The sequence below is a fragment of the Kitasatospora sp. NPDC088783 genome, assembly GCF_044750705.1.
GTDB lineage: Bacteria > Actinomycetota > Actinomycetes > Streptomycetales > Streptomycetaceae > Kitasatospora > Kitasatospora fiedleri.
Genome location: NZ_JBIVKJ010000002.1, coordinates 848,090 through 870,980 on the forward strand (window position 1 = coordinate 848,090; position 22,891 = coordinate 870,980).

Below are 22,891 nucleotides of genomic sequence, written 5' to 3' on the forward strand. Positions count from 1 at the left end.
CATGCCCGTCACCGCACGCCCCGCCGAGGCGGCCCCCGCCCGGCCGGACGACCTGGTGGCCGTCCCGGTCCGGCACTGGGGGCGGTGGATCGCCGCCGCCGCGGCCCTGGTCGCGCTGGTCGGCCTGGTCGGCTCGCTCGCCAAGAATCCCAACCTGCACTGGGACGTCGTCGGCCACTACCTCTTCGCCGGCCTGATCTTCGACGGCCTGGCCACCACCCTGTGGCTGACCGCCGCCGCGATGGCGGTCGGCCTCGGCCTGGGCACCCTGGTCGCCGTCCTGCGGCTGTCCGACAACCCCGTCCTGTACGGCCTGTCCACCGGCTTCGTCTGGCTGTTCCGCGGCACCCCGCTGCTGGTCCAGATCCTCTTCTGGGGCTACGCGGCCGCGCTCTACAAGCACCTGATGATCGGCATCCCGTTCACCACCGTCACCTTCGTGGAGTTCGACACCAACGACCTGCTCCCGGCGTCCGTCGCCGCGCTGCTGGCGCTGGGCCTGAACGAGGCCGCCTACGCCTCCGAGATCATCCGGGCCGGCATCCAGTCCGTCGACCCCGGCCAGACCGAGGCCGCCCACTCGCTGGGCATGAAGCCCGTCCTGACGATGCGCCGGATCGTGCTGCCGCAGGCCATGCGGGTCATCATCCCGCCGATGGGCAACGAGACCATCAACATGCTCAAGACCACCGCGTACGTCTCGGTGATCGCCGCGCACGACCTGATGTCCAACATCCAGGACGTCTACGCCCAGAACTACCAGGTCATCCCGATGCTGGTGGTCGCCGCCCTGTGGTACCTGGCGCTGGTCACCGTGCTCTCCGTGCCGCAGTCCTGGCTGGAGCGCCGCTACGGCCGCGGCACCGCCCGCGCCGGGCACGTCTCCCCGCTGCGGCGGATGCTCACCGGCCTCCCCGGCCTGCTCCCCACCACCCGCGAACGGAAGGGCTGAACCGATGGCCCGGCCCATGGTGCACGCCGAGGGCGTGCGCAAGCACTTCGGCAGGCTGGAAGTCCTCAAGGGCGTCGACCTGACCGTGGAGCGCGGACAGGTCTGCTGCCTGCTCGGCCCGTCCGGCTCCGGCAAGTCCACCTTCCTGCGCTGCATCAACCACCTGGAGAAGGTCGACGGCGGACGCCTGACCGTCGACGGCGACCTGGTCGGCTACCGGCAGTCCGGCACCCGGCTGCACGAACTGCGCGAGGCCGAGGTCGCCGAGCGTCGCCGCGAGATCGGCATGGTCTTCCAGCGCTTCAACCTCTTCCCGCACCTGACCGCGCTGGAGAACGTCACCGAGGCACCGGTCCGGGTCGCCGGCGTCAACCGCGCCGCCGCCCGCGCCGAGGCGCTGCGGCTGCTGGACCGGGTCGGCCTCGCCGACCGCGCCGACCACTACCCCGCCCAGCTCTCCGGCGGCCAGCAGCAGCGGGTCGCGATCGCCCGCGCGCTGGCCATGGAGCCCAAACTGATGCTCTTCGACGAGCCGACCTCCGCCCTCGACCCCGAACTCGTCGGCGACGTCCTGGACGTGATGCGCGACCTGGCCGCCGACGGCATGACGATGGTCGTGGTCACCCACGAGATCGGCTTCGCCCGCGAGGTCGGCGACACCGCCGTCTTCATGGACGAGGGCGTGGTCGTCGAGGCCGGACACCCCCGCACCGTGCTGGTCGAACCGGAGCAGGAGCGCACCCGCGCCTTCCTGTCCAAGGTCCTGTGAGCGCCGCCCCCACCCGGGCCGTCCCCGACCCGCGCGCCGCGGTGCTGCTGGACGCCGCCCGGGCCGCCCTGCCCCGCTACCTCGCCGACCTGGCCGACCTGGTCGCCGTCGACTCCGGCAGCCACCACCGGGACGGGGTCAACCGGGTCGCCGACCGGCTCCGGCACCGCCTGCACGGCATCGGGTTCAGCACCGAGCGCCTCGCCGTCGACCCCGTCGGGGGCCGCACCTTCGGCGACGTCCTGGTGGCCCGGCTGCCCGGCACCCTGCGGCCCGAGGAAGGCGGGGCCCGGATCGTCCTGATCGGCCACATGGACACCGTCTTCGAGGACGGCACCGCCGCCGCCCGACCGTTCCGCGCCGTCGGAACCCGGGCGTACGGGCCGGGAGTCAGCGACGACAAGGGCGGCCTGCTGGCCGGCGTCACCGCCGCCGAACTGCTGGTCCGCCACCGGCGGACCGCCTTCGCCGAACTCGTCCTGATCGCCACCCCCGACGAGGAGGTCGGCTCGCCCGCCAGCCGCCCGGTGACCGAACTGCTCTGCCGCGGCGCGGACTTCGCGCTCGGCCTGGAGTGCGCCCGGGAGAACGGCGACCTGGTCGTCCAGCGCAAGGGCGTCGTCGACCTGCTCGTCACCGTCACCGGCCGGGCCGCGCACGCCGGCATCGAACCCGAACGCGGTGCCAACGCCGCCCTCGCCGCCGCCCACCTGGTGGTCGCCCTCCAGGCCCTCAACGGCACCTGGCCGGGCGTCACCCTGAACGTCGGCGTCGTCCGGGCCGGCACCCGGCCGAACATCGTCTGCCCCGAGGCCGAACTCCAGGTCGAGGTCAGGGCCGCCACCAGCGCCGCCCTGCGCACCGCCCTCGACGCGATCCGGGCCACCGCGAGCCGCACCGCCGTCCCGGGCACCACCGCCCGGGTCGACCAGCTCGACCTGTGCCCGCCGATGGAGTTCGGCCCCGCGACCCGCGCCGTCCTCGCCCTGGCCCGGAGCGCCGCCGCCGACCTCGGCCTCACCGTGGGCGGCGCCGCCACCGGCGGCGTCGGCGACGCCAACCTCACCTCCGGCCTCGGCGTCCCCACCCTCGACGGACTCGGCCCCGTCGGCGGAGCCGACCACACCCCCGAGGAGTGGCTCGACACCGCCAGCGTGCCGACCCGGATCGCCCTGCTGGCCACCCTGGTCGAACGCCTCCGGCGGGCCTGAGCCCGCACCCGCCGTACCCCCTCGCACCAACCGTTCCCCCCCTCGCACCACCGAACGGCCCGCACCACCGAACGGCCCGGCTCCGCCCGGGCACCCGCGAACCGCCGCTCCCACCCCCGGCGGGCCCGCACCGGACACCGCCGGGTGCCGGTCCGGGCCCGCCGCACCCCCGCACGCACCGGCCCGATCGCACCTGGAGACCACGGATGAACCGCCACCTCCCCGCCCGCCCCCGCCGGGTCGCCCTCGTCCTCGCCGCGGCCCTGGCCACCGTCGCCGCGGCCGCCCCGTCCGCCCTCGCCGCCCCGGCCCCCGCCCACCCCGGCGGCACGCTGGTCCTGGTCGGCGGCGGGCTCAAGGACGACAACGCCGAGATCTACCAGGAGATCGTCGCCAAGGCCGGCGGCGCCGGGAAGGCCCGGATCGGCGTCCTCACCGCCGCCTCCGTCCCCGAGAGCCAGGACCCCGACGCCGCCGACCCCGCCACGTGCTCCAACTCGGCCTGCAACGGCGCCTACTACGCCGACCTGCTGCGCCACCACGGCGCCGCCGACGCCCAGTGGATCCCGGTCGACCTCGACCACGTCGACGCCGCCGACTCGGACGCCGTGGTCGCCCGGGTCGAGTCCATGACCGGCTTCTTCTTCGGCGGCGGCGACCAGTACCGCTACGTCACCACCCTGCTGCACGGCGACGCCCACACCGACTCCAAGGTCCTGGCGGCCATCCGCCGCAAGCTCGCCGCCGGCGCCGTCGTCGCGGGCTCCAGCGCCGGCGCCCAGATCGCCTCCGGACCGGACATGGTCACCGGCGGCGACAGCTACCAGGCCCTGCGCGACGGCAGCGCTCCCGGGTACTTCGACGACCCCACCCGGCTCGGCTACCTCCCGCGCGGCGGCTTCGGCCTCTTCGACGCCGGCCTGCTGGACACCCACACCGGCACCTACGGCCGCGAGGGCCGCGCCGTCCGGCTGGCCGCCGACACCGGCCACGACCGGGTGTTCGCCCTGGACGAGGACACCGCGATCGAGGTCGAGCACGCCGGCACCCGCGACGAGACCCTGCGGGTGCTCGGCACCCACGGCGTCACCGTCCTCGACCTGCGCCACGCCCGCGCCCGCACGACCGGCGGCCGCTGGAGCGTCGACGGCGTCCGCTACAGCTACCTCACCGACGGCGACCGGTACGCCCCGCGCACCTGGACCGTGCGGCCCGCCCCCGCCAAGGGCCGCCTCAGGCCCGCCGGCACCGCCCCCGTCCCCGCCAACCACGACGCCTTCTACTCGATCGACGACCCGGACGGCACCCCCTACTCGCTCTCCGGCACCGCCCGCGCCCTCACCGCCCAGCGCACCCGGCGCACCGCCACCGCCACCACCTACGAGACCGGCCCCGCCTTCACCGTCACCCTCCAGCGCCGACCCGACACCCGGGCCTGGACGCTCGACGGCGCCACCGCCGCCTCGTTCACCGACCTCGACCTGGCGATCGCGCCCACCCGGCAGTAGGCCCGCGGCCGACATCCCCGAACAAGATCCCCGCGGCCCTGCCCTTCGCTAGGCTGCGGACCACCACAGCTCCGGACCGTCCACCCCGCCGACGCCCGGGAAAGGAACCGCGCCATGGCACCCGTCACGCTCGCCGAGGACATCCGCCAGCGCCTCGGCGACTGCAGCCCCGCCGAGCGGAAGGTCGGGCGCGTCCTGCTCGCCGGGTGGCCGGCCGCCGGCTTCGAGACGGTCGCCACCCTCGCCGAACGCGCCGACGTCAGCGCCCCCACCGTCATCCGGTTCGTCAACCGGCTCGGCTACCGCGGCTTCCCCGACTTCCAGGCCGCACTGCGCACCGAACTCGACGAGCGCCAGGCGTCGCCGCTGACCCTCTACAGCACCGCGCGCCACGGCGGCACCGGCGAGGACGGCGGGCGCCCCCCGCAGCCGGGCACGGCGGGTCTGCTCGCGCACGGCCGCGAGGTGTTCACCGCGGCCGTCGACCGCACCCTGGCCGAGGTCAGCCCGCACGAGCTGGAACGGGCCGTGCAGCTGCTCGCCGACCCCAAACGCCGCGTCACCCTGGCCGGCGGGCGCTTCACCCACCTGCTCGCCCAGTACCTCGGCCTGCACCTGATGCAGCTCCGCGACGACGTGCGCTTCCTCCCCGACCGGCCGGTCGAGCGGACGGCGCTGCTCGCCGCGCTCGGCCGCCGCGACGTGCTGGTCGTCTTCGACTACCGCCGCTACGAGACGGACAAGGTCACCCTCGCCGAACTCGTCCGCGAAGCCGGCGGACGCGTCATCCTGTTCACCGACGCCTGGCTGTCGCCCGTCAGCACCCAGGCCGAGGTCGTCCTCTCCAGCCAGGTCGGCGCACCGTCCCCGTACGACAGCCTGGTGCCGACCCTCGCCGTGGTGGAGACCGTCGTCGCCGGTCTCGTCACCGCGCTGGGAGAGCGGGCCCCCGAGCACCTGAAGCACGTCGAGGAGACCGCCGGACGCATCGGCCTGACCTGATCCCGGGGCCGGGAGGGGGGAGGGGCGGGCGGTCAGGTGAAGGCGGGGGCGTGGTCGGCGGCCCAGGTGGTGAAGGTGCGGGCCGGGGGGGAGAGGAGGCGGGGGAGGGCGTCGGTGGTGGGGCCCGGGGCGGCCAGGCAGGCGGCGGCGTAGCCGATCAGGCGGTCGGGGACGTCGGCGGGCAGGCCCTGGGCGAGCAGGGAGCGGCGCAGCACCTCCGGGGGGACCTCCTCGAAGGTGACCTCCCGGCCGAGCACCTCGCCGAGCAGGCGGGCCCGGTCGTACTGGGTGAGGGACCGGGGGCCGGTGAGGGCGTACGCCCGGCCCGCGTGACCGTCCTCCCGCAGGGCCAGGACGGCGGCCTCGGCGACGTCCCGCTCGTGGACGGGGGAGGTGGCGGCCGCGCCGTGCACGCCGCGGGCGGTGCCGGTGGCCCGGATCTGCGGGGCCCAGGCGAGGGTGTTGGCGGCGAAGTCGGCGCAGCGCAGGAACGTCCAGGTCAGGTCGGAGGCCCGGGCCGCCGCCTCGATCCGTTCGAACTCCGCGGCGAAACGCCGGTACCCGCCGCCGTACTCCACGGTCACGGCCGACAGCACCACCACCCGCCGCACCCCGCGCTCCGCCGCCAGCGCCAGCAGCTCGGCCGCCGCCCCGCCGACGGCCCGCGGGCTCAGCAGCAGCGCCGCCACCCCGTCCAGCGCCCCCGCCAGCGACCCGGGCCGGGACGGGTCGCCCACCACCCGCCGGACCCCGTCGGGGAACCGCGCCGCCGGATCGCGGGTGACGGCGGCCACCTCGACGCCCCGGGCGGCCAGCAGCCGCACCACCTCGCGTCCGACCGTTCCGGTCGCGCCCGTCACCATGATCATGTGTCCGCTCCTCGTCCGCTCGCGCCGGCGGGGCCGCTGCCCCGCCGTTCGAACCCGAGAGTCGGACGGGGCGCCGGGTGTGACATCCCGCGGTGCACCGCCGGACGGGCCCGCCAGTTCGCCTTCACCGCCGCCGTCCCCGACGGGACCCCCGTCACGCTCACCGAGCACGACGCCCACCGCTGGTCCCCGCTGGACGGACTGCCGGTGGTCAGCGGCCACCACCGGGAGATCCTGGACCGCCTGCAGTAGTGCCCCCGCTGCCGGCGGCGCCTCGCCCGACCGGGTCGCGCGGGAGGGGAAGGGCGGCGGACGCGGGGGGTTCCTGACGGGCCGTCAGGAGAGCTGCGGTGTTTGGGGAGCGTGATACGGGTCACCCGAAACCGCGAGCGAACCGAACAGGGCGGCCCGAGCGGCCCCCGCGTCAGGAGGCAGAGCATGTCCAGCGGTCTGATCGTGGCGATCGTCGTGATCGTCGTGGTGGTGGCGGCGCTCGGTGCGTTCGCCCTCCGCCGTCGCCAGCAGCACCCGAGCCTGAGCCGCCGGTTCGGGCCTGAGTACGAGCGCACCGTCGCCCGCCACAACGGCGACACCACCGCGGCCGAGCGCGAGCTCGCCCAGCGCGTCGAACGCCACCGGGAACTGACGCTCACCCCGCTGAGCAGCGCCGAGCGCGCCCGGGCCGAGCAGCAGTGGGCGCAGGTCAAGACGCGTTTCGTCGACGACCCCCGGCAGGCCCTGGCCGACGCGGAAGCGCTGCTGGCCCGGGTGGCCCGCGAGCGCGGCTACCCCGACTCCGACGTGGACGCGCAGATCGACACCATCTCGGTCGACCACGGCGAGCACGTCGAGTCCTACCGGGTGCTGCACGCGATCTCCCGGCCGGACACCGCCGGGCGGGCCAAGAACACCGAGGAGCAGCGCGCGGCCCTGGTCCGGGCCCGGGACCTGTTCCTCGCGCTGATCGGCCCGGACGGCGAGCCGGAGCGCGTCGCGACCCACACCACCACCAAGGACCGCATGCCGACCGCCCGCCGCACCCGGCAGGTGCCGACGCAGCGCGAGCACCACGCCTGAACACCGGCCCGGACCCCCGCCACGACACCGCCGCTCCACCGTTCTTCGAGGAGGACCGCATGACCATCAGCGACCACGGCCGACGCACCGACGCCCTCAACGCCGACGCCGACACTGACACCGACACCGACACCGCTCAGGACGGCGCCCGCACCCCCGCCGCCGACCGCAACCGCGACGCCGACCGCAACCGCGACGCTGCCGGCCGACCGGAGCGGCCGGAGCAGGCGGGGCGGCCGGAGCAGGACGGGCAGGCGGAGGAGGTGCGGCGCGAGACGGCCGACGCGACCGACCCGCACCGCTTCCCCCGTAACGGCGCCCCGGGCCGGTTCGTGACGAGCGACGAGACGCCGCGCGGCACCGGTGACACCCGGCCCGTGACCGGCGGCGCCCAGCGCCCCGCGCCGACGGGCACCACCGCCGCCGCCACCACCGGTGCGGGCACCGCCACCGGCGTGACGGCGAAGGACGAGGACCGCGACCGCATCCGGGCCGCCGCCACCGGCGTGGAGACCACCGGTGCGGGCGCCACCTCCGGCGTGACGGCGAAGGACGAGGACCGCGACCGCATCCGGGCCGCCGCCACCGGCGTGGAGACCACCGGTGCGGGCACCGCCACCGGCGTGACGGCGAAGGACGAGGACCGCGACCGCACCCGGCCCGCCGCCGGGCAGCCGCGCACGGCGGACGGCTCCGGCACCCACCAGCCGCTCATCCCCTCGGACCTCACCTCGCAGCTGACGCAGCGGATGGACCACGCGATAGGCACCTTCGTGGACGACCCGCGCCAGGCCGTGCAGGAGGCGGACAAGGCGCTGGACGAGACGGTGCAGCGGCTGACCGAGGGCCTGCGCGAGCGCCGCACCGCGCTGCGCGACTCGTGGCACGCCGACGGCGACAAGAACGGCGAGCGCCGGGGCGCGGCGGACGACTCCTCCCGCACCGAGGACCTGCGCCTCTCGCTGCGCGAGTACCGCGACCTGCTCCAGCAGCTCCTCGCGGTCTGACCGCGACCACGACCGCGCCCGCGGCAGTGCCTGCGACCGCGCCCCCGGCCGAGCCCCCGACCAGATCCCGGCCGGGGGCTCGGCCGCGCGCCGCCACTGTCACTGCGGGCGCACCACACCGTCCCGACAGAATTGGACTGACAGTTTTTGAAATCTGTCAGCGGCGCGCGTACGGTGGAGCCATGGAGAACACCACGCTCGGCACCACCGGCCCGTCCGTCTCCCGCCTCGGCCTGGGACTGATGGGCATGTCCGGCATGTACGGCCCGGCCGACCGGGCCGAGAGCATCGCCACCGTGCACGCCGCCCTCGACCGGGGCGTCACGCTGCTCGACACCGGCGACTTCTACGGCATGGGGCACAACGAGATGCTGCTCCAGGAGGCACTGCGCGGACGCGACCGCGAGCGGGCCGTCATCAGCGTCAAGTTCGGGGCGCTGCGCGACGCGGACGGCGCCTTCCACGGGGTGGACCTGCGCCCCGCCGCGATCAGGAACTTCGTCGCCTACAGCCTCCAGCGGCTCGGGACGGACCACATCGACGTCTACCGGCCGGCCCGGATCAGCCCCGAGTTCCCGATCGAGGACGTGGTCGGCACGCTCGCCGAACTGGTCGAGAAGGGCTGGATCCGGCACATCGGCCTGTCCGAGGTGAGCGCGGAGACACTGCGCCGCGCCCACGCCGTCCACCCGATCACCGACGTCCAGATCGAGTACTCGCTGATCTCGCGCGGCATCGAGCAGGACATCCTGCCCACCGCCGACGAACTCGGCGTCGCCGTCACCGCCTACGGCGTGCTCTCGCGCGGCCTGATCAGCGGCCACTGGAAGCCGCAGGCCGCCGCCGGGGACTTCCGCGCCCACCTGCCGCGCTTCAGCGGCGACGCCCTCGACCACAACCTCGCCCTGGTCGAGGCGCTGCGGGCGATCGCCGAGGAGAAGCGGGTGACGGTCGCCCAGCTCGCCATCGCCTGGGTGCTCGGCCGCGGCGACGGACTCGTCCCGCTGATCGGCGCGCGCCGCCGCGACCGCCTGGACGAGGCGCTCGGCGCCCTCGACGTCACCCTGACCCCGGCCGACCTCGCCGCCATCGAGGCCGCCGTGCCCGCCGACGCCGCCCGCGGCGAGCGCTACGACCCGGCGCAGATGGCGATGCTCGACAGCGAGCGGTAGGCGCGGACGCGGAGCGGGTCCGGCCCGGTCCGGACCGGTCGTCCGGCCCGGACCGGGGACGACGTGGGCGAACGGTAACCTCGAGGCCATGACCGAACAGCTGACCGCCGAGCGGATCCTCGACACCGCCGAGGAGGTCCTGCGCCGCTACGGCCCGGCGAAGGCGACCGTGGTGGACGTCGCCCGCGCGCTCGGCGTCAGCCACGGCAGCGTCTACCGCCACTTCGGCACCAAGGCGGCCCTGCGCGAGGCGGTCGCCGAACGCTGGCTGCGCCGGACGTCCGCGCCGATGGCCGCGATCGCCGACGACCCGGCCCTCCCGGCCCCCGAACGGCTGCGCCACTGGGTGCGCGCCCTCAACGCGACCAAGCGGCAGTACGCCCTCCAGGACCCGGAACTACAGCGTACCTTCCGGGAGTTGATCGGCGAGGCGACCGCCGTCGTCACCGCGCACGAGGACGAGCTGGCCGGGCAGCTCGCCCGGATCGTCGCCGCCGGAGTCGCCGTGGGCGACCTCGCCGCGGCGGACCCGGCCGTCGCGGGCCGGGCCGCCTTCCAGGCCACGGCCCGCTTCCACCACCCCGCCCACGCCGCCGACTGGACCTCCCCGACCAACGACGCCGACCTGGACGCCGTCGTCGACCTGCTGCTGACCGGGCTCGCCCCGCGCTGACCGGCACCGGCCGCCGTGGTTCGACGCTCCGTCACCGGCCGGGCGGCGGTGCCGGATCGCCCGGGCGTGGCCCCGGGGCTGGCCGATCGGGTGACAGTGCGTCAACGAAGCGCTAGCGGGCGCCCCTCCTGGTGATGACTGGGCGTGACCGCCGAGCGGATCGGCGGCCGTCCCGTCCCACGGGCTTCCAGCCGAGCAGGAGAGACATGCCCCGCACCCCCTGGCGCCGCCGCCTCCCCGCGGCCCTCGCCGTCCCCGTCGGCGTCCTCGCACTGACCGCCGTCGTCCCCGCACCCGGTCCCGCCCCCGAGCCCGGTGCCGGTGCCGCGATGCCGCCCGCCGCCCGCGACACCGAACCGGTCTGCACCGGCGCCGCCGGGCCCGCCCTCCCCGTCACCGGGGGCACCGTCACCTGGTGCCAGACCGCCGGCGGCGGACGGCTCGCCTTCACCAACACCGGCCACGCGCCCGCCGACCTCTCGCTGGTCGTCCACGACTGCGACGGCGGCAAGGCCCCCAACCTCGACGCCGCGAAGTGCGCCGCCACCCTGCGCGGCACCAGCGACGTCATCTGGCGGCAGATCGAGCCCGGGCGGACCGCGACCGCCGACTTCGCCATCGAGAAGGGCGCCAACGCCCAGGTGTGGTGGACCGCCGACACCCCCGACCGGGCCACCGACCTCAAACTGCTGGGGACGCCGTGGAACTCCTGACGCCCCCGCGCCCGCGCCGCGCCCTCGCTGCCGCCGCCACCGCCGTCCTGCTGCTCACCGCCGCCGCCCCGGTGGCCGCCGCCCCGGGCACCGCCCAGCCCGCCGCTCCCGCCGCCGCGAGCAACCCGCCCGGGGTGCACGTCCTGAACGGGGACAGCCGCACCGCCCGGCAGGTCGACTGCCCGGCCGGCTGGGTCTGCCTCTACGACGGCGTCCACTTCGACCACGCCGCCGTCGCGCTGCTGCCCGGCACCGAACTCCCCGACACCGAAAGCCTCCGGCTCCCCGACGGTTTCCGGTTCACCGGCGCCGGTGGCGTCTCCGCCTGGGTCGACAACTCGCCCGTCGCCTACTGCTGGTACCCCGGCAAGGACTACCAGGGCACCGCCACCGCGATGGCCCCCACCACCCGGGGCAACGCCTTCAACGACGCCCTCAAGTCGCTCCGCCCCTGCTGACCCGACCCTCCGCCAGAGGCGGTCGGCCCCCGCCGCGCACCGTCGCACGCCGTCGCACACCGCCCCGTCCGGACGCCCGGGTGGCATGATCCGTCCAGCCGACGAAGTGTCATGATCCGTCCAGCGAACGGGCGGTGTGCCCGGTCCCCGTAGTGGATATCCTGCGGAAAGACGGCCTGAGGAAGTGTCGGCCGACCATCGAGGGGGATATCGCACCCATGTCTTACCTGCGCACGTTCCTGCCCTGGATCATCTTCGCGGTGGTCCCTTCGTCCCAGTGGCAGTGGGCCGCGCTGGCCGGCCTGGTGGTCGCGGCCGCCGTCATCGTCCAGCAGCGCGCCGCCGGCGCCGGATGGGACGCGCTGATCATCGAGACCGGCTCCGCCCTGTACTTCGCGGTGCTCGCCGCGATCGCCTTCGCCGACCCGCACTCCGGCGTCCGCGACTACTCCGCGACGCTGTCCTCCGCCGTCCTCGCGGTGATCGCCGGCGGCTCGCTGCTGATCGGCAAGCCGTTCACGCTCGGCATCGCCAAGCGCACCACCCCGCGGGAGTTCTGGACGCTCAAGCCGTTCATCCGGGTCAACGTGATCATCACCGCGGTGTGGACGGCCGCCTTCGCGGTCACCGCCGTGGTGCTGGGCGTCCTCGCCCACGGCGGCCACGGGCACTCGACCGCCTCGCTGATCGTCCAGATCGCCGGCTTCGTCGTCCCGATGGTCTTCACCATCCGCTACGTCGCCCTCGTCCAGGCCCGCGCCCCGCGCGCCCAGCAGGGCTGAGCCGCCGGCACCCCCGCACCCGCGCTTGTCCGGAGGCCGTCCTCAGGCTCCGGCGGCGCTGTCCGCCGCCGGAGCGAGCGCCCCGCACAGGTGGTTGCCCGGGTCCGCCGGGTCCGCGCTGATCCAGAACTGGGCCCACAGCTCGGTGAACTCCTCCCGGGAGAGGAAGCCGTCGCCGTCCAGGTCGACCAGCTCGAAGACGCCGGTGGTGTCCGTCGGCTGCCCGTTCCACACGTCGACCAGGCGGCGGTGCTCCTCCCGGGAGATCCGGCCGTCGCCGTTCTCGTCAATCGCGTCGAAGATAGTGTCCGAGGTCTCCGCCACCGCCGGGCGCATCTCCGGCAGCCGGTCCACCACGGCCAGGATCTCGTCCATGTCGACCAGGCCGTCGCCGTTGGTGTCCGCCACCGCGTACAGGGTGTCCCACCAGCCGAGCATCACCCGCTCCACCCGGGCCGCCAGCTCCGGCTCCGCCGCCACCCGGGGCAGCTGCTTCCAGCGGTCCGCGAGGGCCCGGAAGTCCTGCTGGTCCAGGTAGCCGTTCCGGTCCGTGTCGAAGGCGTGGAACATGCTCGTGAGCTTGTGACGCTGGAACTCGCTCGCCATGGCGGTGCCTTTCTCGAAGCCCGGCCCGGATCCCCACCTCGTCCGGGTGCGAGGTGATCCTTTCCACCCCGGCGCTCCCTACGGCAGCGCGCGGTCGCACGGCGCCCACGCGGCCCCGCGCCGGGGGAGCGCGGAGCCCGGCGCGCGCCGGACCGGGACCGGCTTGTCGGACGGCCGGGAGCGGCGGCTATTGTGGCCCGCGCGTCGAACACGGCGTCGAGTAAGCAGTGGAACAGTGAGAAAAGGGGTGGGTTCGTGGCGGACATCGAAGCGGCACGGGCGGCATTCGCGCGCTTGGACGTCGACGGCGACGGGCGGATCACCGCGCGTGAGTACAAGACGGTCATGGCCCAGCTCGGCGACTACCACGTCACCGAGACGGTCGCCCAGGCGATCATCAACGCCAAGGACGCGAACGGCGACGGCAAGCTGTCCTTCGAGGAGTTCTGGGCCTCCCTCCAGGGCTGACGACCGACAGCGGACGGCCCCTCCCCGGTCGGCGCACGGCGCGGCACACGCGGCGCGGCCGGCCGGCCGGCCGACCGTACGGACGCGGACGCGGACGCCGCGGCGGCGAGGTTGCCCGACCGCCGCCGGACGCCGTACAACTGACCGGTGCCGTCGAACGACCTCCGCGCGCGCCACCGGGCCGCCTGCGCCGCCGCGCCCAGCTACCCCGAGGTCGGCGCCACCCGGTCCGCCGCCCCGCCCGCCGGGTACGCCCGGCTGCGCCGCCGCGTCCACCTCGGCCACGGGCCCGCCGTGCTGGAGCGCGCGGGGGCGTACGTGCTCGGCTGGGGCGTCCAGTTGGGCTCGGGCTTCGCGATCCACCCGGCGCCCGGCCGGATCCTCCCCGGCGACACCGTCCTGCTCCGGCTCGCCCTGCCCGGACTGCGGCTGCCCCGCCTGGTCATCCCGTGCCGGGTGGTCTGGACGGTCGAGGAACCCGACCGGATCGGCTTCGCCTACGGCACCCTCCCCGGGCACCCCGAACGCGGTGAGGAGTCCTTCGTGGTGAGCCGGGACGCGGACGGCGAGGTGTGGTTCGAGATCACCGCGTTCTTCCGGCTCGCGACCTGGTACGCCCGGCTCGGCCGCCCCGTCGCCCTGCTGCTCCAGCACCTCGCGGTCGAACGCTACCTGCGGGTGGTCGCCCGCGCGGCGGCCCGGGCGGGGAGCGGACGGCCGGCCTGAACGGGGCCGCCGACCGGGTAGCCGTCCGGGCCGCCGGGCGGGGCCGGGGCTACTGCGGGACGGCGGCGAAGGCCCGGACCGCCGCCGTCGCCACCGACTCGACCAGCGCGATCCCCGCGTCCTCGCTCGCCGAACCGTCGCTCAGCACCGACACCAGCAGGGACCGGCCGCCGTACTCGATCCGGCCGATGCTGTTGACCACCCACAGGCCGGTGCTGTCCCGGGGCAGCCAACCGTTCTTCAGCTGCACCGCGCCGCCCTGGTCCGCCGCGGAGACGCCCCAGTCCTGGTCGTCCGCGACCAGGCCCATCAGTTTCGCCAGGTAGGCGCGGGAGGCGGAGCCCAGCGGGGAGTCCGCGGTGAACACCACCCGCAGCAGCCGCGCCTGGTCGGCCGCGGTGGTGCTGGTCAGCCCCCAGAAGCCGTCCGTCCCGGCGACCGTCCCGGTCAGGCCGAAGGCCGCGTTCGCCCGGTCCAGGCCCGGCGCGCCGCCCACCGCGTCGAACAGGGCGGTCGCCGCGTCGTTGTCGCTCTGCTCGATCATCAGCGCCGCCGCGGCCCGCTGGTCGCCGGTCAGCACGCCGTCGTTGTCCAGCAGCAGGGCCGCCAGGATGTCGACCTTGACGATCGACGCGGTGACGAACGTGTCGCCGCCCCAACCGGCGGTGGCACCGGAGTCGGGGTCGGTCACCGTGACGGCGAAGTGCCCGTCGAGGCCGCCGAGCGCGGCGGCCAGCGCGGAGTCCGCGTCCGTGTTCGCGCCCGTGTTCGCGTCCGCGTCCGGCGTGGTGCCGCTGTCGGCCGTCGGGTCCTGGGCCGCGGTGTCGGCGGTGTCGGCGGTATCGGTGGTGTCGGCCGACGGCACCGAGGCGGACGTCACCGCGCTCGCCGGGGCGCCGGTGGTCGAGCGGGAGAGCACCAGCCAGGCCCCGAGCGCCGAGAGCACCACCGCCACGGCGACCGCCCGCCTGATCCGCCCGGCGCGCCTGGCCCGACGCTCCTGTCGGCGGGAGGAGGTCCGGGGTTCCGATGGTGCTGTCATGCGGACGATGCTCTGCCGCCCGCCTTGACCTGCGATGAGCCCCGCCTGAGCGGCCACTGAGAAGCCGGGCGGGGGAGTGGTCGCGCAAGAAAGTGACAGTCTGCTTGCGTTATTTGCGCAGGCGGGCGGACGGAATCGATCCGAGAGGACGGTGCGGCACCCCATCCCGCCTGCTCCCGTCCCGCGTCTGGGTGGCTTCCATCCCACCACGACCCCGCCGGGCTGCGGTGATGCGCGGCGGCGCAGGCGTTCCCGGCAGTCGAGATTTTGCACCAGTCTCTCTACTTCTTGCCGTTGACCCGTTTACCTCAAGGAAACGGTTCGTTCCACGGGGCGGCGGCGGAGCCCGCGCGCGGCTCTCGCCCCCGCAGCCCAGCCCCGACCCCCTGCGCACCGTCGCCCGTTGCCGCCCGTCGGTCGATCCGTATGCGGAGCCTCTTTAGAGTCCGTTGACACTCTCATCACCCCTCTGTAACTCTTGAGTGCCCTCGCGCAAAAAACAGACAGATGTCTGTCGTTTTCTCGACTTTCCCCTCCCCCCACCCACCCCCAGACAGAGGGACGTCATGAGATCCAAGCGCCTACTGCCACGCCTGACGGCGACGTCGGTCGTGGCGGGAATGCTCCTGCTCACCGGCCCCGTGCTACCGGCCCACGCGGCCGGCGGCCCCAACCTGGCCGCCGGGAAGCCCGTCACGGCGAGCAGCGCCAACGGCCAGTACACGGCCGCGAACGTCAACGACGGCAACCAGGCCAGCTACTGGGAGAGCGGCAACGGCGCCCTCCCGCAGTGGGTCCAGGTGGACCTGGGCAGCGCCTCCTCGATCGACCAGGTGGCGCTGAAGCTGCCCACCGGCTGGGGCGCCCGCACCGAGACGCTGACCGTGCTCGGCTCCACCGACGGCAGCACCTTCGCGCCGCTGGTCGGCTCCGCCGGGTACTCCTTCGACCCGGCGACCGGCAACACCGTCCGGATCACCTTCCCCGCCGCCAGCGCCCGCTGGGTGCGCGTCCAGGTCTCGGCGAACAGCGCCTGGACGGCCGCCCAGTTCTCCGAGCTGGAGGTCTACGGGACGAGCGCCGCCTCCGCCAACCTGCTGGCCGGACGCACCCTCACCGCCAGCGGCACCTCGCAGAACTACACCCCGGGCAACGCCGCCGACGGCAACCAGGCCAGCTACTGGGAGAGCAGCAACAGCGCCTTCCCGCAGTGGATCCAGGGCGACCTGGGCTCCGCCGTCAAGGTCGACAGGCTGGTGCTGAAGCTCCCGCCCGGCTGGGAGCAGCGCAGCGAGACCTTCAAGGTCCAGGGCTCCACCGACGGCAGCTCCTTCACCGACCTGCTGGCCCCCGCCGCCTACAGCTTCGACCCGGCGGCCGGGAACCAGGTCACCGTCTCGCTGCCCACCAGCACCACCCGCTACCTGCGGCTGCTGTTCACCGCCAACTCGGCCTGGCCCGCCGCCCAGTTGGCGGAGTTCGAGGCGTACGGCCCGACCTCCGGCGACACCCAGGCGCCCACCGCGCCGACCGGCCTGACGTACAGCCAGCCCGAGGCCGGGAAGATCAAGCTGGTCTGGGCCGCGGCCACCGACAACGTCAAGGTGACCGGCTACGACGTGTACGCCAACGGGCAGTTGGCGGCCTCGGTGGCCGGCGACGTGCTGACCTGGACGGACAGCCGCCCGGCGAGCGAGACGGTCACGTACACCGTGCGGGCCAAGGACGCCGCGGGCAACCAGTCCAACCCCAGCGCCCCCGTCACCCGCACCGGCGAGGCCCCCGGCGACACCGTCAAGCCCAGCGCGCCCGGCAACCTCGCCTACACCGAGCCCGCCGCCGGACAGATCAAGCTGACCTGGGACGCCGCCACCGACAACGTCGGCGTCACCGGCTACGACGTGTACGCCGACGGGCAGTTGAAGGCCAGCACCGCCGCCACCGTCCGCACCTGGACGGACAGCCAGCCCGCCACCGCCACCGTCACGTACACCGTGCGGGCCAAGGACGCGGCCGGCAACCAGTCCGACCCCAGCGCCCCCGTCACCCGCAGCGGCAGCGGCACCGGCACCCCCGGCAGCAACCTCGCCGCGGGCAAGCCGATCGAGGCCTCCGGGCAGGCCTGGACCTTCGCCCCGGCCAACGCCAACGACGGCAGCCTGTCCACCTACTGGGAGGGCAACTCCGGCGCGTTCCCCAACACCCTGACGGTCCACCTGGGCACCGACGCCGACCTGCAGAGCGTCGTCGTCAAGCTCAACCCCGACCCGGCGTGGGGCACCCGCACCCAGAACATCCAGGTGCTCGGACGGGCCGACGGCGCCACCGGCTTCACCAGCCTGAAGGCCGCCGCCGACTACCGCTTCGACCCCGCGAACGGCGGCAACAGCGTCACCGTCCCGGTCACCGGCCGGGTCGCCGACCTCCAGCTGAAGTTCACCTCCAACACCGGCGCCCCCGCCGGACAGGTCGCCGAACTCCAGGCCATCGGCACGCCCGCGCCCAACCCCGACCTCACCGTCACCGACGTGGCGTGGTCCCCGGCCGACCCCGACGAGGCCACCGCGATCACGCTGCGCGCCACCGTCAAGAACACCGGCAACCTGCCCGCCGCCGCCACCAGCGTCGACCTGCTGCTCGGCGGCGCGCTCGCCGACAACGTCGCCGTCCCCGCGCTGGCCGCCGGCGCCTCCGCCACCGTCAGCAAGGAGATCGGCACCCGCCCGCAGGGCAGCTACCTGCCCAGCGCCCGGGTCGACCCCAAGAACACCGTCCGCGAGCGCAACGAGGACAACAACCTGCTCGCCGCGGGCAGCCCGATCACCGTCCGCCAGGCACCCGGACCCGACCTCGAGGTCCTCGACGTCACCCCCAACCCCGCCAGCCCCGCGGCCGGCGCGGCCACCTCGTTCACCGTCAAGCTCCACAACCGCGGCATCGACCCGGCCCCCGCCGGCGTCACCCGGCTCACCGTCGGCACCGCGACGCTGAACACCACCACCCCGGCGATCCCCGCCGGGCAGACCCTCACCCTCCCGGTCACCGGCACCTGGACCGCCGTCGCCGGCGGCGCGACGATCACCGTCACCGCCGACGCCACCGGCACCGCCAAGGAGACCAACGAGAACAACAACACCCTCAGCAAGGCCATCGTGGTCGGCCGCGGCGCCGCCGCACCCTTCACCAGCTACGAGGCCGAGGACGGCGCCTACCAGGGCGAACTGCTCCAGGCCGACGCCACCCGCACCTTCGGGCACACCAACTACGCCTCCGAGTCCTCCGGCCGCAAGTCGGTGAAGCTCACCGCCACCGGCCAGTACGTCGAGATCACCTCCACCGTCCCGACCAACTCCATCGTGGTGCGCAACTCGATCCCCGACGCCCCCGGCGGCGGCGGCATCGACGCCACGCTCAGCCTCTACGCCGACAACGTGTTCGTGCAGAAGCTGACCCTCTCCTCCAAGCACAGCTGGCTGTACGGCAACACCGACCAGCCCGAGGGCCTCACCCAGACCCCGCAGGCCGACGCCCGCCGGCTCTTCGACGAGACCCACGCGCTGCTCCCCAAGAGCTACCCGGCCGGCACCAAGCTGCGCCTGCAGCGCGACAGCGGCGACACCGCGTCCTTCTACACCATCGACCTGGTCGACCTGGAGCAGGTCGCCCCGCCCAAGGCCAAACCGGCCGAGTGCACCTCGATCGCCGACTTCGGGGCCGTCCCCGACGACGGGCAGGACGACACCGCCGCCATCCAGGCCGCCGTGACGGCCAACCAGAACGGCACCATCCCCTGCGTGTGGATCCCGTCGGGCCAGTGGCGCCAGGAGAAGAAGATCCTCACCGACGACCCGCTCAACCGGGGCATGTACAACCAGGTCGGCATCCGCGACGTCACCATCCGCGGCGCGGGCATGTGGTACTCGCAGTTCTACACGCTCACCGAACCGCAGAACGCCACCGGCAGCATCAACCACCCGCACGAGGGCAACTTCGGCTTCGACATCGACGACAACACCAGGATCTCCGACATCGCGATCTTCGGCTCCGGCCGGATCCGCGGCGCCTCCGACGGCGCCGAGGGCGGCGTCGGCCTGAACGGCCGGTTCGGCAAGAACACCAAGATCGAGAACGTCTGGATCGAGCACGCCAACGTCGCCGTCTGGGTCGGCCGCGACTACGACAACATCCCCGACCTGTGGAACCCCGCCGACGGCCTCCAGTTCAGCGGCATGCGCATCCGCGACACCTACGCCGACGGCATCAACTTCGCCGACGGCACCCGCAACTCCTCGGTGTTCAACTCCACCTTCCGCACCACCGGTGACGACTCGATGGCCGTCTGGGCCAACAAGTACGTCAAGAACACCGCCGTCGACATCGGCCACGACAACGCCTTCGTCAACAACACCGTCCAGCTCCCGTGGCGCGCCACCGGCATCGCGGTGTACGGCGGCTACGGCAACCGGATCGAGAACAACCTGGTCTACGACACCGCCAACTACCCCGGCATCATGCTCGCCACCGACCACGACCCGCTGCCCTTCTCCGGGCAGACCCTGATCGCCAACAACGCGATCTACCGCAGCGGCGGCGCGTTCTGGAACGAGGCCCAGGAGTTCGGCGCGCTCACCCTGTTCGCCGCCAGCCAGGACATCCCCGGCGTCGTCATCCGCGACACCGAGATCCACGACAGCACCTACGACGGCATCCAGTTCAAGACCGGCGGCGGGGCCCTCCCCGACGTCAAGATCAGCAACGTGCGGATCGACAAGTCGAACAACGGCGCGGGCATCCTGGCAATGTCCGGCGCCCGCGGCAGCGCCGTCCTCACCAACGTGCAGGTCAGCAACTCCGCGGACGGCGACATCGTCCGCCAGCCCGGCACCAGCTTCACGATCACCAACGGGTAGCCGCTCCCGGAGCCCCTGGCAACCGGGTGCGACGGCCCCGGCCGGACGGAGGAACCACTCCGCCCGGCCGGGGCCGGACCGCGTCGCGGGGCGGACGGCTCAGCGGGCGGCGGTGGCCGGGGCGTCGGCGTGCAGGTGCGGGGGGCTGTCCGGGGGACGGTGCCAGGAGGTGCGCAGGCCGCAGGCGGTGAGCACGGAGCCGACCGCGTGGTGCATGGCCTCCCGGACGGCGGTCGACACCGCCGGGGCGCCGGGCAGCTGCGGGGACGGGTGCCAGGCGACGTCCACGACGTCCGGGACGTCGGTGGTGAGCGGCGCGTCCGGTGCGTCCGGTACGGGCGGGCAGGTAGTGAGGACGACGCCGGCCGCGCGGGGGTGCCGGGCCAGCGGGAGGCCCGCGAGCGCGGCGCTGCGGCGGACGGCGGCCAGGGTCTCGGTGGGGAGGTGCGGCGCCGGGTCCGTCGGCGGGGCGGTCGGGGCCGGTGCGGCCGCGACCGCGACGGTCTGCCGGGCGGGGGCGGTGGGACCGGCCGGCCCGACCCGGGTCGGGCCGGCGGGCGTCTCGCGGACGGCGGCCAGACCGAGGGCGGGCAGCAGTTCGGCGAGCGCGGTCTCGACGCTGTCCGCCACCACCTGCCGGGTCCGGGGCCACGGGCTGCCCGCCCCGGCCGCCGCGGCGGCGTCCTCCAGCCGGGCGGAGCAGAGCCAGCGCAGCGTCAGCGGCCAGCGGTCCGGATCGACCCCGCGCCCGTCCCCGTCCCCGGCCGCGCCGCCGGTGGCGAACAGGTGGACGCCGGGCCCGTGGCCGCCGTGCGCGACGGGCAGACCGACGAGCAGCAGCGCCTCGACCACCCGGTCGGCCAGCAGCGGATCGACCCGCGCCGCCCGCGCACCGGCCGCCGCCACCCCGTGGACTCCCATCCCGACACCCCTTCCGACCGGCGGGGCGCTCCCGCGCGTGAGACTATCCATGAACGCGTAAAGGCCGTCAACAGCCCCGCCGCGCAAGGACCTTGAAGGACCACCGCCCCTCCCGCGCCGCACCGGCCCCGGCCGGAAACCGCGAGCGCCGCCCCGCACGGCGGCGGGACGGCGCTTCGGTGAACAGTGCTTCGTGGCGCGGTGGCCGAGCCGTCAGGCGCTGTGGTCGGTGCCCACGGCACCGGCCGCCGGCTGGACCGGAGCCGTCGGCTGGGTCGGGATCTGCTGCTGCGGGGCCTGCGGCTGCACCGGAGCCTGCGGCTGCACCGGGGCCTGCGGCTGGGCCGGGATCGGGCCCGGGTACGGCGGCTGGGCCTGGGCCTGCTGCGGAGCCTGCCCCTGGTACGGAGCCTGGCCCGGGTACGGGGCCTGGCCCTGGAAGGGCGCCTGGCCCGGGTACGGGACCTGGCTCTGCGGGGGGACCGGGGTGCCCTTGGCGCGGTTCATCATCGACCGGACGAAGTTGGCGACCAGCACGATCGGAACGATGAACGCCTTGAAGATGATGAAGTACTCGCTGCCCTCGAAGAAGAAAGCGAGGTAGACGCCGTAGCCGAAGAACGCGGCACCGGCGAGGCCGCTGAAGATTCGCAGGCCGGTGCTCAGGCCGGAGGCGGGGACGAGAGCGGTGCAGATCGTTATCAGACCGCTGATCATCAGCAGGACGACGTACCAGGAGAAGCCCGGGTCGAGGCTGAAGTCAATGTTCACAGAAATCCCAAACTGGACATAAGGTGTGCATAAAGAGTCGATCGGTTGACGTACCGTACCGGAGTCCCGCCCTTCCGGTCGCCCCGGTTCTCCCGCCGGTTCGAGAACCCGGAGAAAAGGCTCCCGGGTAAAGCGGGACCCACCGTCGAAAAGGGCGCCAAAACGGGCGGACGGCCGTCGGCCCGGCCGAACCGGGACGCCGCCCTCCTGATAGCGTCCCGGCCGTGTCCCCTTCCCCTGCTTCCCCCGCCCCGCTGTACGCCGCCGCCGACATCCACGGTCACCGCACGGAGTTCCGCGACGCACTGCGGGAGGCGGGGCTGACCGGCGAGGACGGGGGCTGGACCGGCGGGCGGGCCCGGCTGTGGCTGCTGGGGGACTACGTCGACCGGGGGCCGGACGGGATCGGGGTGATCGAGGACGTCCGGCGGCTCGCCGAGCAGGCCGCGGACGCCGGCGGCCAGGTGGGGGCGCTGCTGGGCAACCACGAGGTGCAACTGCTCGCCGCCCACCGCTTCGGCACCGCGCCCGTACCCGGGTGGAGCCAGCCCGGCGGGTTCCACGGCGGCTGGGCCCGGTTCGGCGGGCAGGAGCGGGACCTGCGCCGCCTGACCCCCGACCACCTGGACTGGCTCGCCGCACTCCCCGCCGCCGTCCTGGTCGACGACCACCTGCTGGTGCACTCCGACACCACCCAGTACCTCGAACTCGGCACCGGGATCGACGCCGTCAACCGCGCCGCCGCCACCGCCCTGGCCGACGAACGCCCCGGAGCCTGGCTGGAGTTCAGCCGCCGGATGAGTTCCCGCGGCTCCTTCCGGAACGCCCGGTCCATCGACCCCGGCGACCCGGTCGCCCGGATGCTGGACGCCCTGGGCGGCACCGTCCTGGTGCACGGCCACAGCACCCTCACCAAGCACTTCGGCATCCCCCCGGAGCACGTCCGGGAGGCGCTGCGCTACGCCGAGGACCGGGTCGTCGCCATCGACGGCGGCGTGTACGAGGGCGGTCGCATCCTGCTCACCCGCCTGGCCTGAGCCCGCCCCGGCCGCCCCCGCGCCCTCGCGCCCCTGCGTCCTCGCGCTCCAGCCCCGCCGCGCGGGCCAGGTCCGCTCCGAGTCGCCGTTCTCCGTCCGGGCGGGCCCTGCCGGCGGGCCGTCGGCCGACCGGGGGTGCGGTCGCGCCTGTGGCTGATGGACACCGTCAGTTCCCTTGCGAAACAGGCCGGTTGGCGGCTTACTGACCGGTAGTCAA

Annotated in this window: 22 protein-coding genes; 17 read left to right on the plus strand and 5 right to left on the minus strand. The window is 74.4% G+C overall.

Going from position 1 to position 22,891, the window contains the following annotated elements; genetic code table 11:
• Position 1: 1 nt before the first annotated feature.
• The 5 genes from ACIP60_RS08120 to ACIP60_RS08140 all read left to right on the plus strand — a co-directional run bounded on the left by ACIP60_RS08120 (position 2) and on the right by ACIP60_RS08140 (position 5,442).
• Positions 2–952 (plus strand): amino acid ABC transporter permease, encoded by a 951-nt coding sequence (locus ACIP60_RS08120; RefSeq protein WP_400681312.1) that lies wholly within the window; start codon positions 2–4, stop codon positions 950–952.
• 16 nt (positions 953–968) lie between these two features.
• Positions 969–1,721, plus strand: coding sequence for an amino acid ABC transporter ATP-binding protein (locus ACIP60_RS08125; protein WP_400681586.1), 753 nt, complete (start codon positions 969–971; stop codon positions 1,719–1,721).
• Positions 1,718–2,932, plus strand: a complete 1,215-nt coding sequence (locus tag ACIP60_RS08130) for a M20/M25/M40 family metallo-hydrolase (protein WP_400681315.1) — start codon at positions 1,718–1,720, stop codon at positions 2,930–2,932. The genes ACIP60_RS08125 and ACIP60_RS08130 overlap by 4 nt, the downstream gene beginning before the upstream one ends.
• A gap of 206 nt (positions 2,933–3,138) precedes the next feature.
• Entirely contained in the window at positions 3,139–4,440 is a 1,302-nt protein-coding gene (locus ACIP60_RS08135) for a cyanophycinase (RefSeq protein ID WP_400681318.1), read from the plus strand.
• A gap of 114 nt (positions 4,441–4,554) precedes the next feature.
• Positions 4,555–5,442 (plus strand): MurR/RpiR family transcriptional regulator, encoded by an 888-nt coding sequence (locus tag ACIP60_RS08140; protein WP_282206780.1) that lies wholly within the window; start codon positions 4,555–4,557, stop codon positions 5,440–5,442.
• 32 nt (positions 5,443–5,474) lie between these two features.
• Here ACIP60_RS08140 and ACIP60_RS08145 read toward each other — a convergent pair whose 3' ends face one another.
• Positions 5,475–6,311 carry an NAD(P)H-binding protein gene (locus ACIP60_RS08145; protein ID WP_400681322.1) on the minus strand — a complete coding sequence of 279 codons (837 nt, stop codon included), beginning with the start codon at positions 6,309–6,311 and terminating at the stop codon, positions 5,475–5,477.
• Here ACIP60_RS08145 and ACIP60_RS08150 point away from each other — a divergent pair, their 5' ends adjacent.
• The 8 genes from ACIP60_RS08150 to ACIP60_RS08185 all read left to right on the plus strand — a co-directional run bounded on the left by ACIP60_RS08150 (position 6,312) and on the right by ACIP60_RS08185 (position 12,193).
• Entirely contained in the window at positions 6,312–6,563 is a 252-nt protein-coding gene (locus tag ACIP60_RS08150; protein ID WP_400681325.1) for a hypothetical protein, read from the plus strand.
• Positions 6,564–6,749: 186 nt separating this feature from the next.
• Positions 6,750–7,388, plus strand: a complete 639-nt coding sequence (locus tag ACIP60_RS08155; RefSeq protein ID WP_400681328.1) for a hypothetical protein — start codon at positions 6,750–6,752, stop codon at positions 7,386–7,388.
• 59 nt (positions 7,389–7,447) lie between these two features.
• Positions 7,448–8,395, plus strand: coding sequence for a hypothetical protein (locus ACIP60_RS08160; protein ID WP_400681330.1), 948 nt, complete (start codon positions 7,448–7,450; stop codon positions 8,393–8,395).
• A 182-nt stretch (positions 8,396–8,577) separates the two neighbouring features.
• Complete coding sequence (locus ACIP60_RS08165) at positions 8,578–9,567, plus strand: aldo/keto reductase (RefSeq protein WP_400681333.1); 990 nt, start codon at positions 8,578–8,580, stop codon at positions 9,565–9,567.
• Positions 9,568–9,655: 88 nt separating this feature from the next.
• Positions 9,656–10,240 (plus strand): TetR family transcriptional regulator, encoded by a 585-nt coding sequence (locus ACIP60_RS08170; protein ID WP_400681334.1) that lies wholly within the window; start codon positions 9,656–9,658, stop codon positions 10,238–10,240.
• Positions 10,241–10,446: 206 nt separating this feature from the next.
• Positions 10,447–10,953: a hypothetical protein gene (locus ACIP60_RS08175; protein WP_400681337.1), complete on the plus strand. Its 507-nt coding sequence runs from the start codon at positions 10,447–10,449 to the stop codon at positions 10,951–10,953.
• Entirely contained in the window at positions 10,941–11,411 is a 471-nt protein-coding gene (locus tag ACIP60_RS08180) for a hypothetical protein (RefSeq protein WP_400681339.1), read from the plus strand. Before ACIP60_RS08175 ends, ACIP60_RS08180 begins: the two co-directional genes overlap by 13 nt.
• Positions 11,412–11,629: 218 nt before the next feature.
• A complete protein-coding gene (locus tag ACIP60_RS08185) occupies positions 11,630–12,193 on the plus strand; it encodes a hypothetical protein (protein ID WP_400681341.1) in 564 nt (187 codons plus the stop codon).
• 42 nt (positions 12,194–12,235) lie between these two features.
• On the opposite strand, the gene ACIP60_RS08190 is transcribed toward ACIP60_RS08185, so the two are convergent.
• Entirely contained in the window at positions 12,236–12,799 is a 564-nt protein-coding gene (locus ACIP60_RS08190; protein ID WP_400681343.1) for an EF-hand domain-containing protein, read from the minus strand.
• Positions 12,800–13,054: 255 nt separating this feature from the next.
• On the opposite strand from ACIP60_RS08190, the gene ACIP60_RS08195 reads away from it, so the two are divergent.
• Both ACIP60_RS08195 and ACIP60_RS08200 read left to right on the plus strand, forming a co-directional pair.
• Complete coding sequence (locus tag ACIP60_RS08195) at positions 13,055–13,267, plus strand: EF-hand domain-containing protein (protein WP_100834392.1); 213 nt, start codon at positions 13,055–13,057, stop codon at positions 13,265–13,267.
• A gap of 147 nt (positions 13,268–13,414) precedes the next feature.
• Positions 13,415–13,993, plus strand: a complete 579-nt coding sequence (locus ACIP60_RS08200; protein ID WP_400681346.1) for a DUF1990 family protein — start codon at positions 13,415–13,417, stop codon at positions 13,991–13,993.
• 49 nt (positions 13,994–14,042) lie between these two features.
• Here the strand turns inward: ACIP60_RS08200 and ACIP60_RS08205 are convergent, their stop codons facing one another.
• Positions 14,043–15,035, minus strand: coding sequence for a serine hydrolase (locus tag ACIP60_RS08205; protein ID WP_400681347.1), 993 nt, complete (start codon positions 15,033–15,035; stop codon positions 14,043–14,045).
• 620 nt (positions 15,036–15,655) lie between these two features.
• Here ACIP60_RS08205 and ACIP60_RS08210 point away from each other — a divergent pair.
• Positions 15,656–19,945, plus strand: a complete 4,290-nt coding sequence (locus ACIP60_RS08210; RefSeq protein WP_400681589.1) for a discoidin domain-containing protein — start codon at positions 15,656–15,658, stop codon at positions 19,943–19,945.
• 99 nt (positions 19,946–20,044) lie between these two features.
• Here the strand turns inward: ACIP60_RS08210 and ACIP60_RS08215 are convergent, their stop codons facing one another.
• Positions 20,045–20,866 (minus strand): hypothetical protein, encoded by an 822-nt coding sequence (locus ACIP60_RS08215; protein ID WP_400681348.1) that lies wholly within the window; start codon positions 20,864–20,866, stop codon positions 20,045–20,047.
• 213 nt (positions 20,867–21,079) lie between these two features.
• Positions 21,080–21,637: a hypothetical protein gene (locus ACIP60_RS08220; RefSeq protein WP_400681349.1), complete on the minus strand. Its 558-nt coding sequence runs from the start codon at positions 21,635–21,637 to the stop codon at positions 21,080–21,082.
• Positions 21,638–21,861: 224 nt separating this feature from the next.
• On the opposite strand from ACIP60_RS08220, the gene ACIP60_RS08225 reads away from it, so the two are divergent.
• Positions 21,862–22,674 (plus strand): metallophosphoesterase, encoded by an 813-nt coding sequence (locus ACIP60_RS08225; RefSeq protein ID WP_400681351.1) that lies wholly within the window; start codon positions 21,862–21,864, stop codon positions 22,672–22,674.
• Positions 22,675–22,891: the final 217 nt, after the last annotated feature.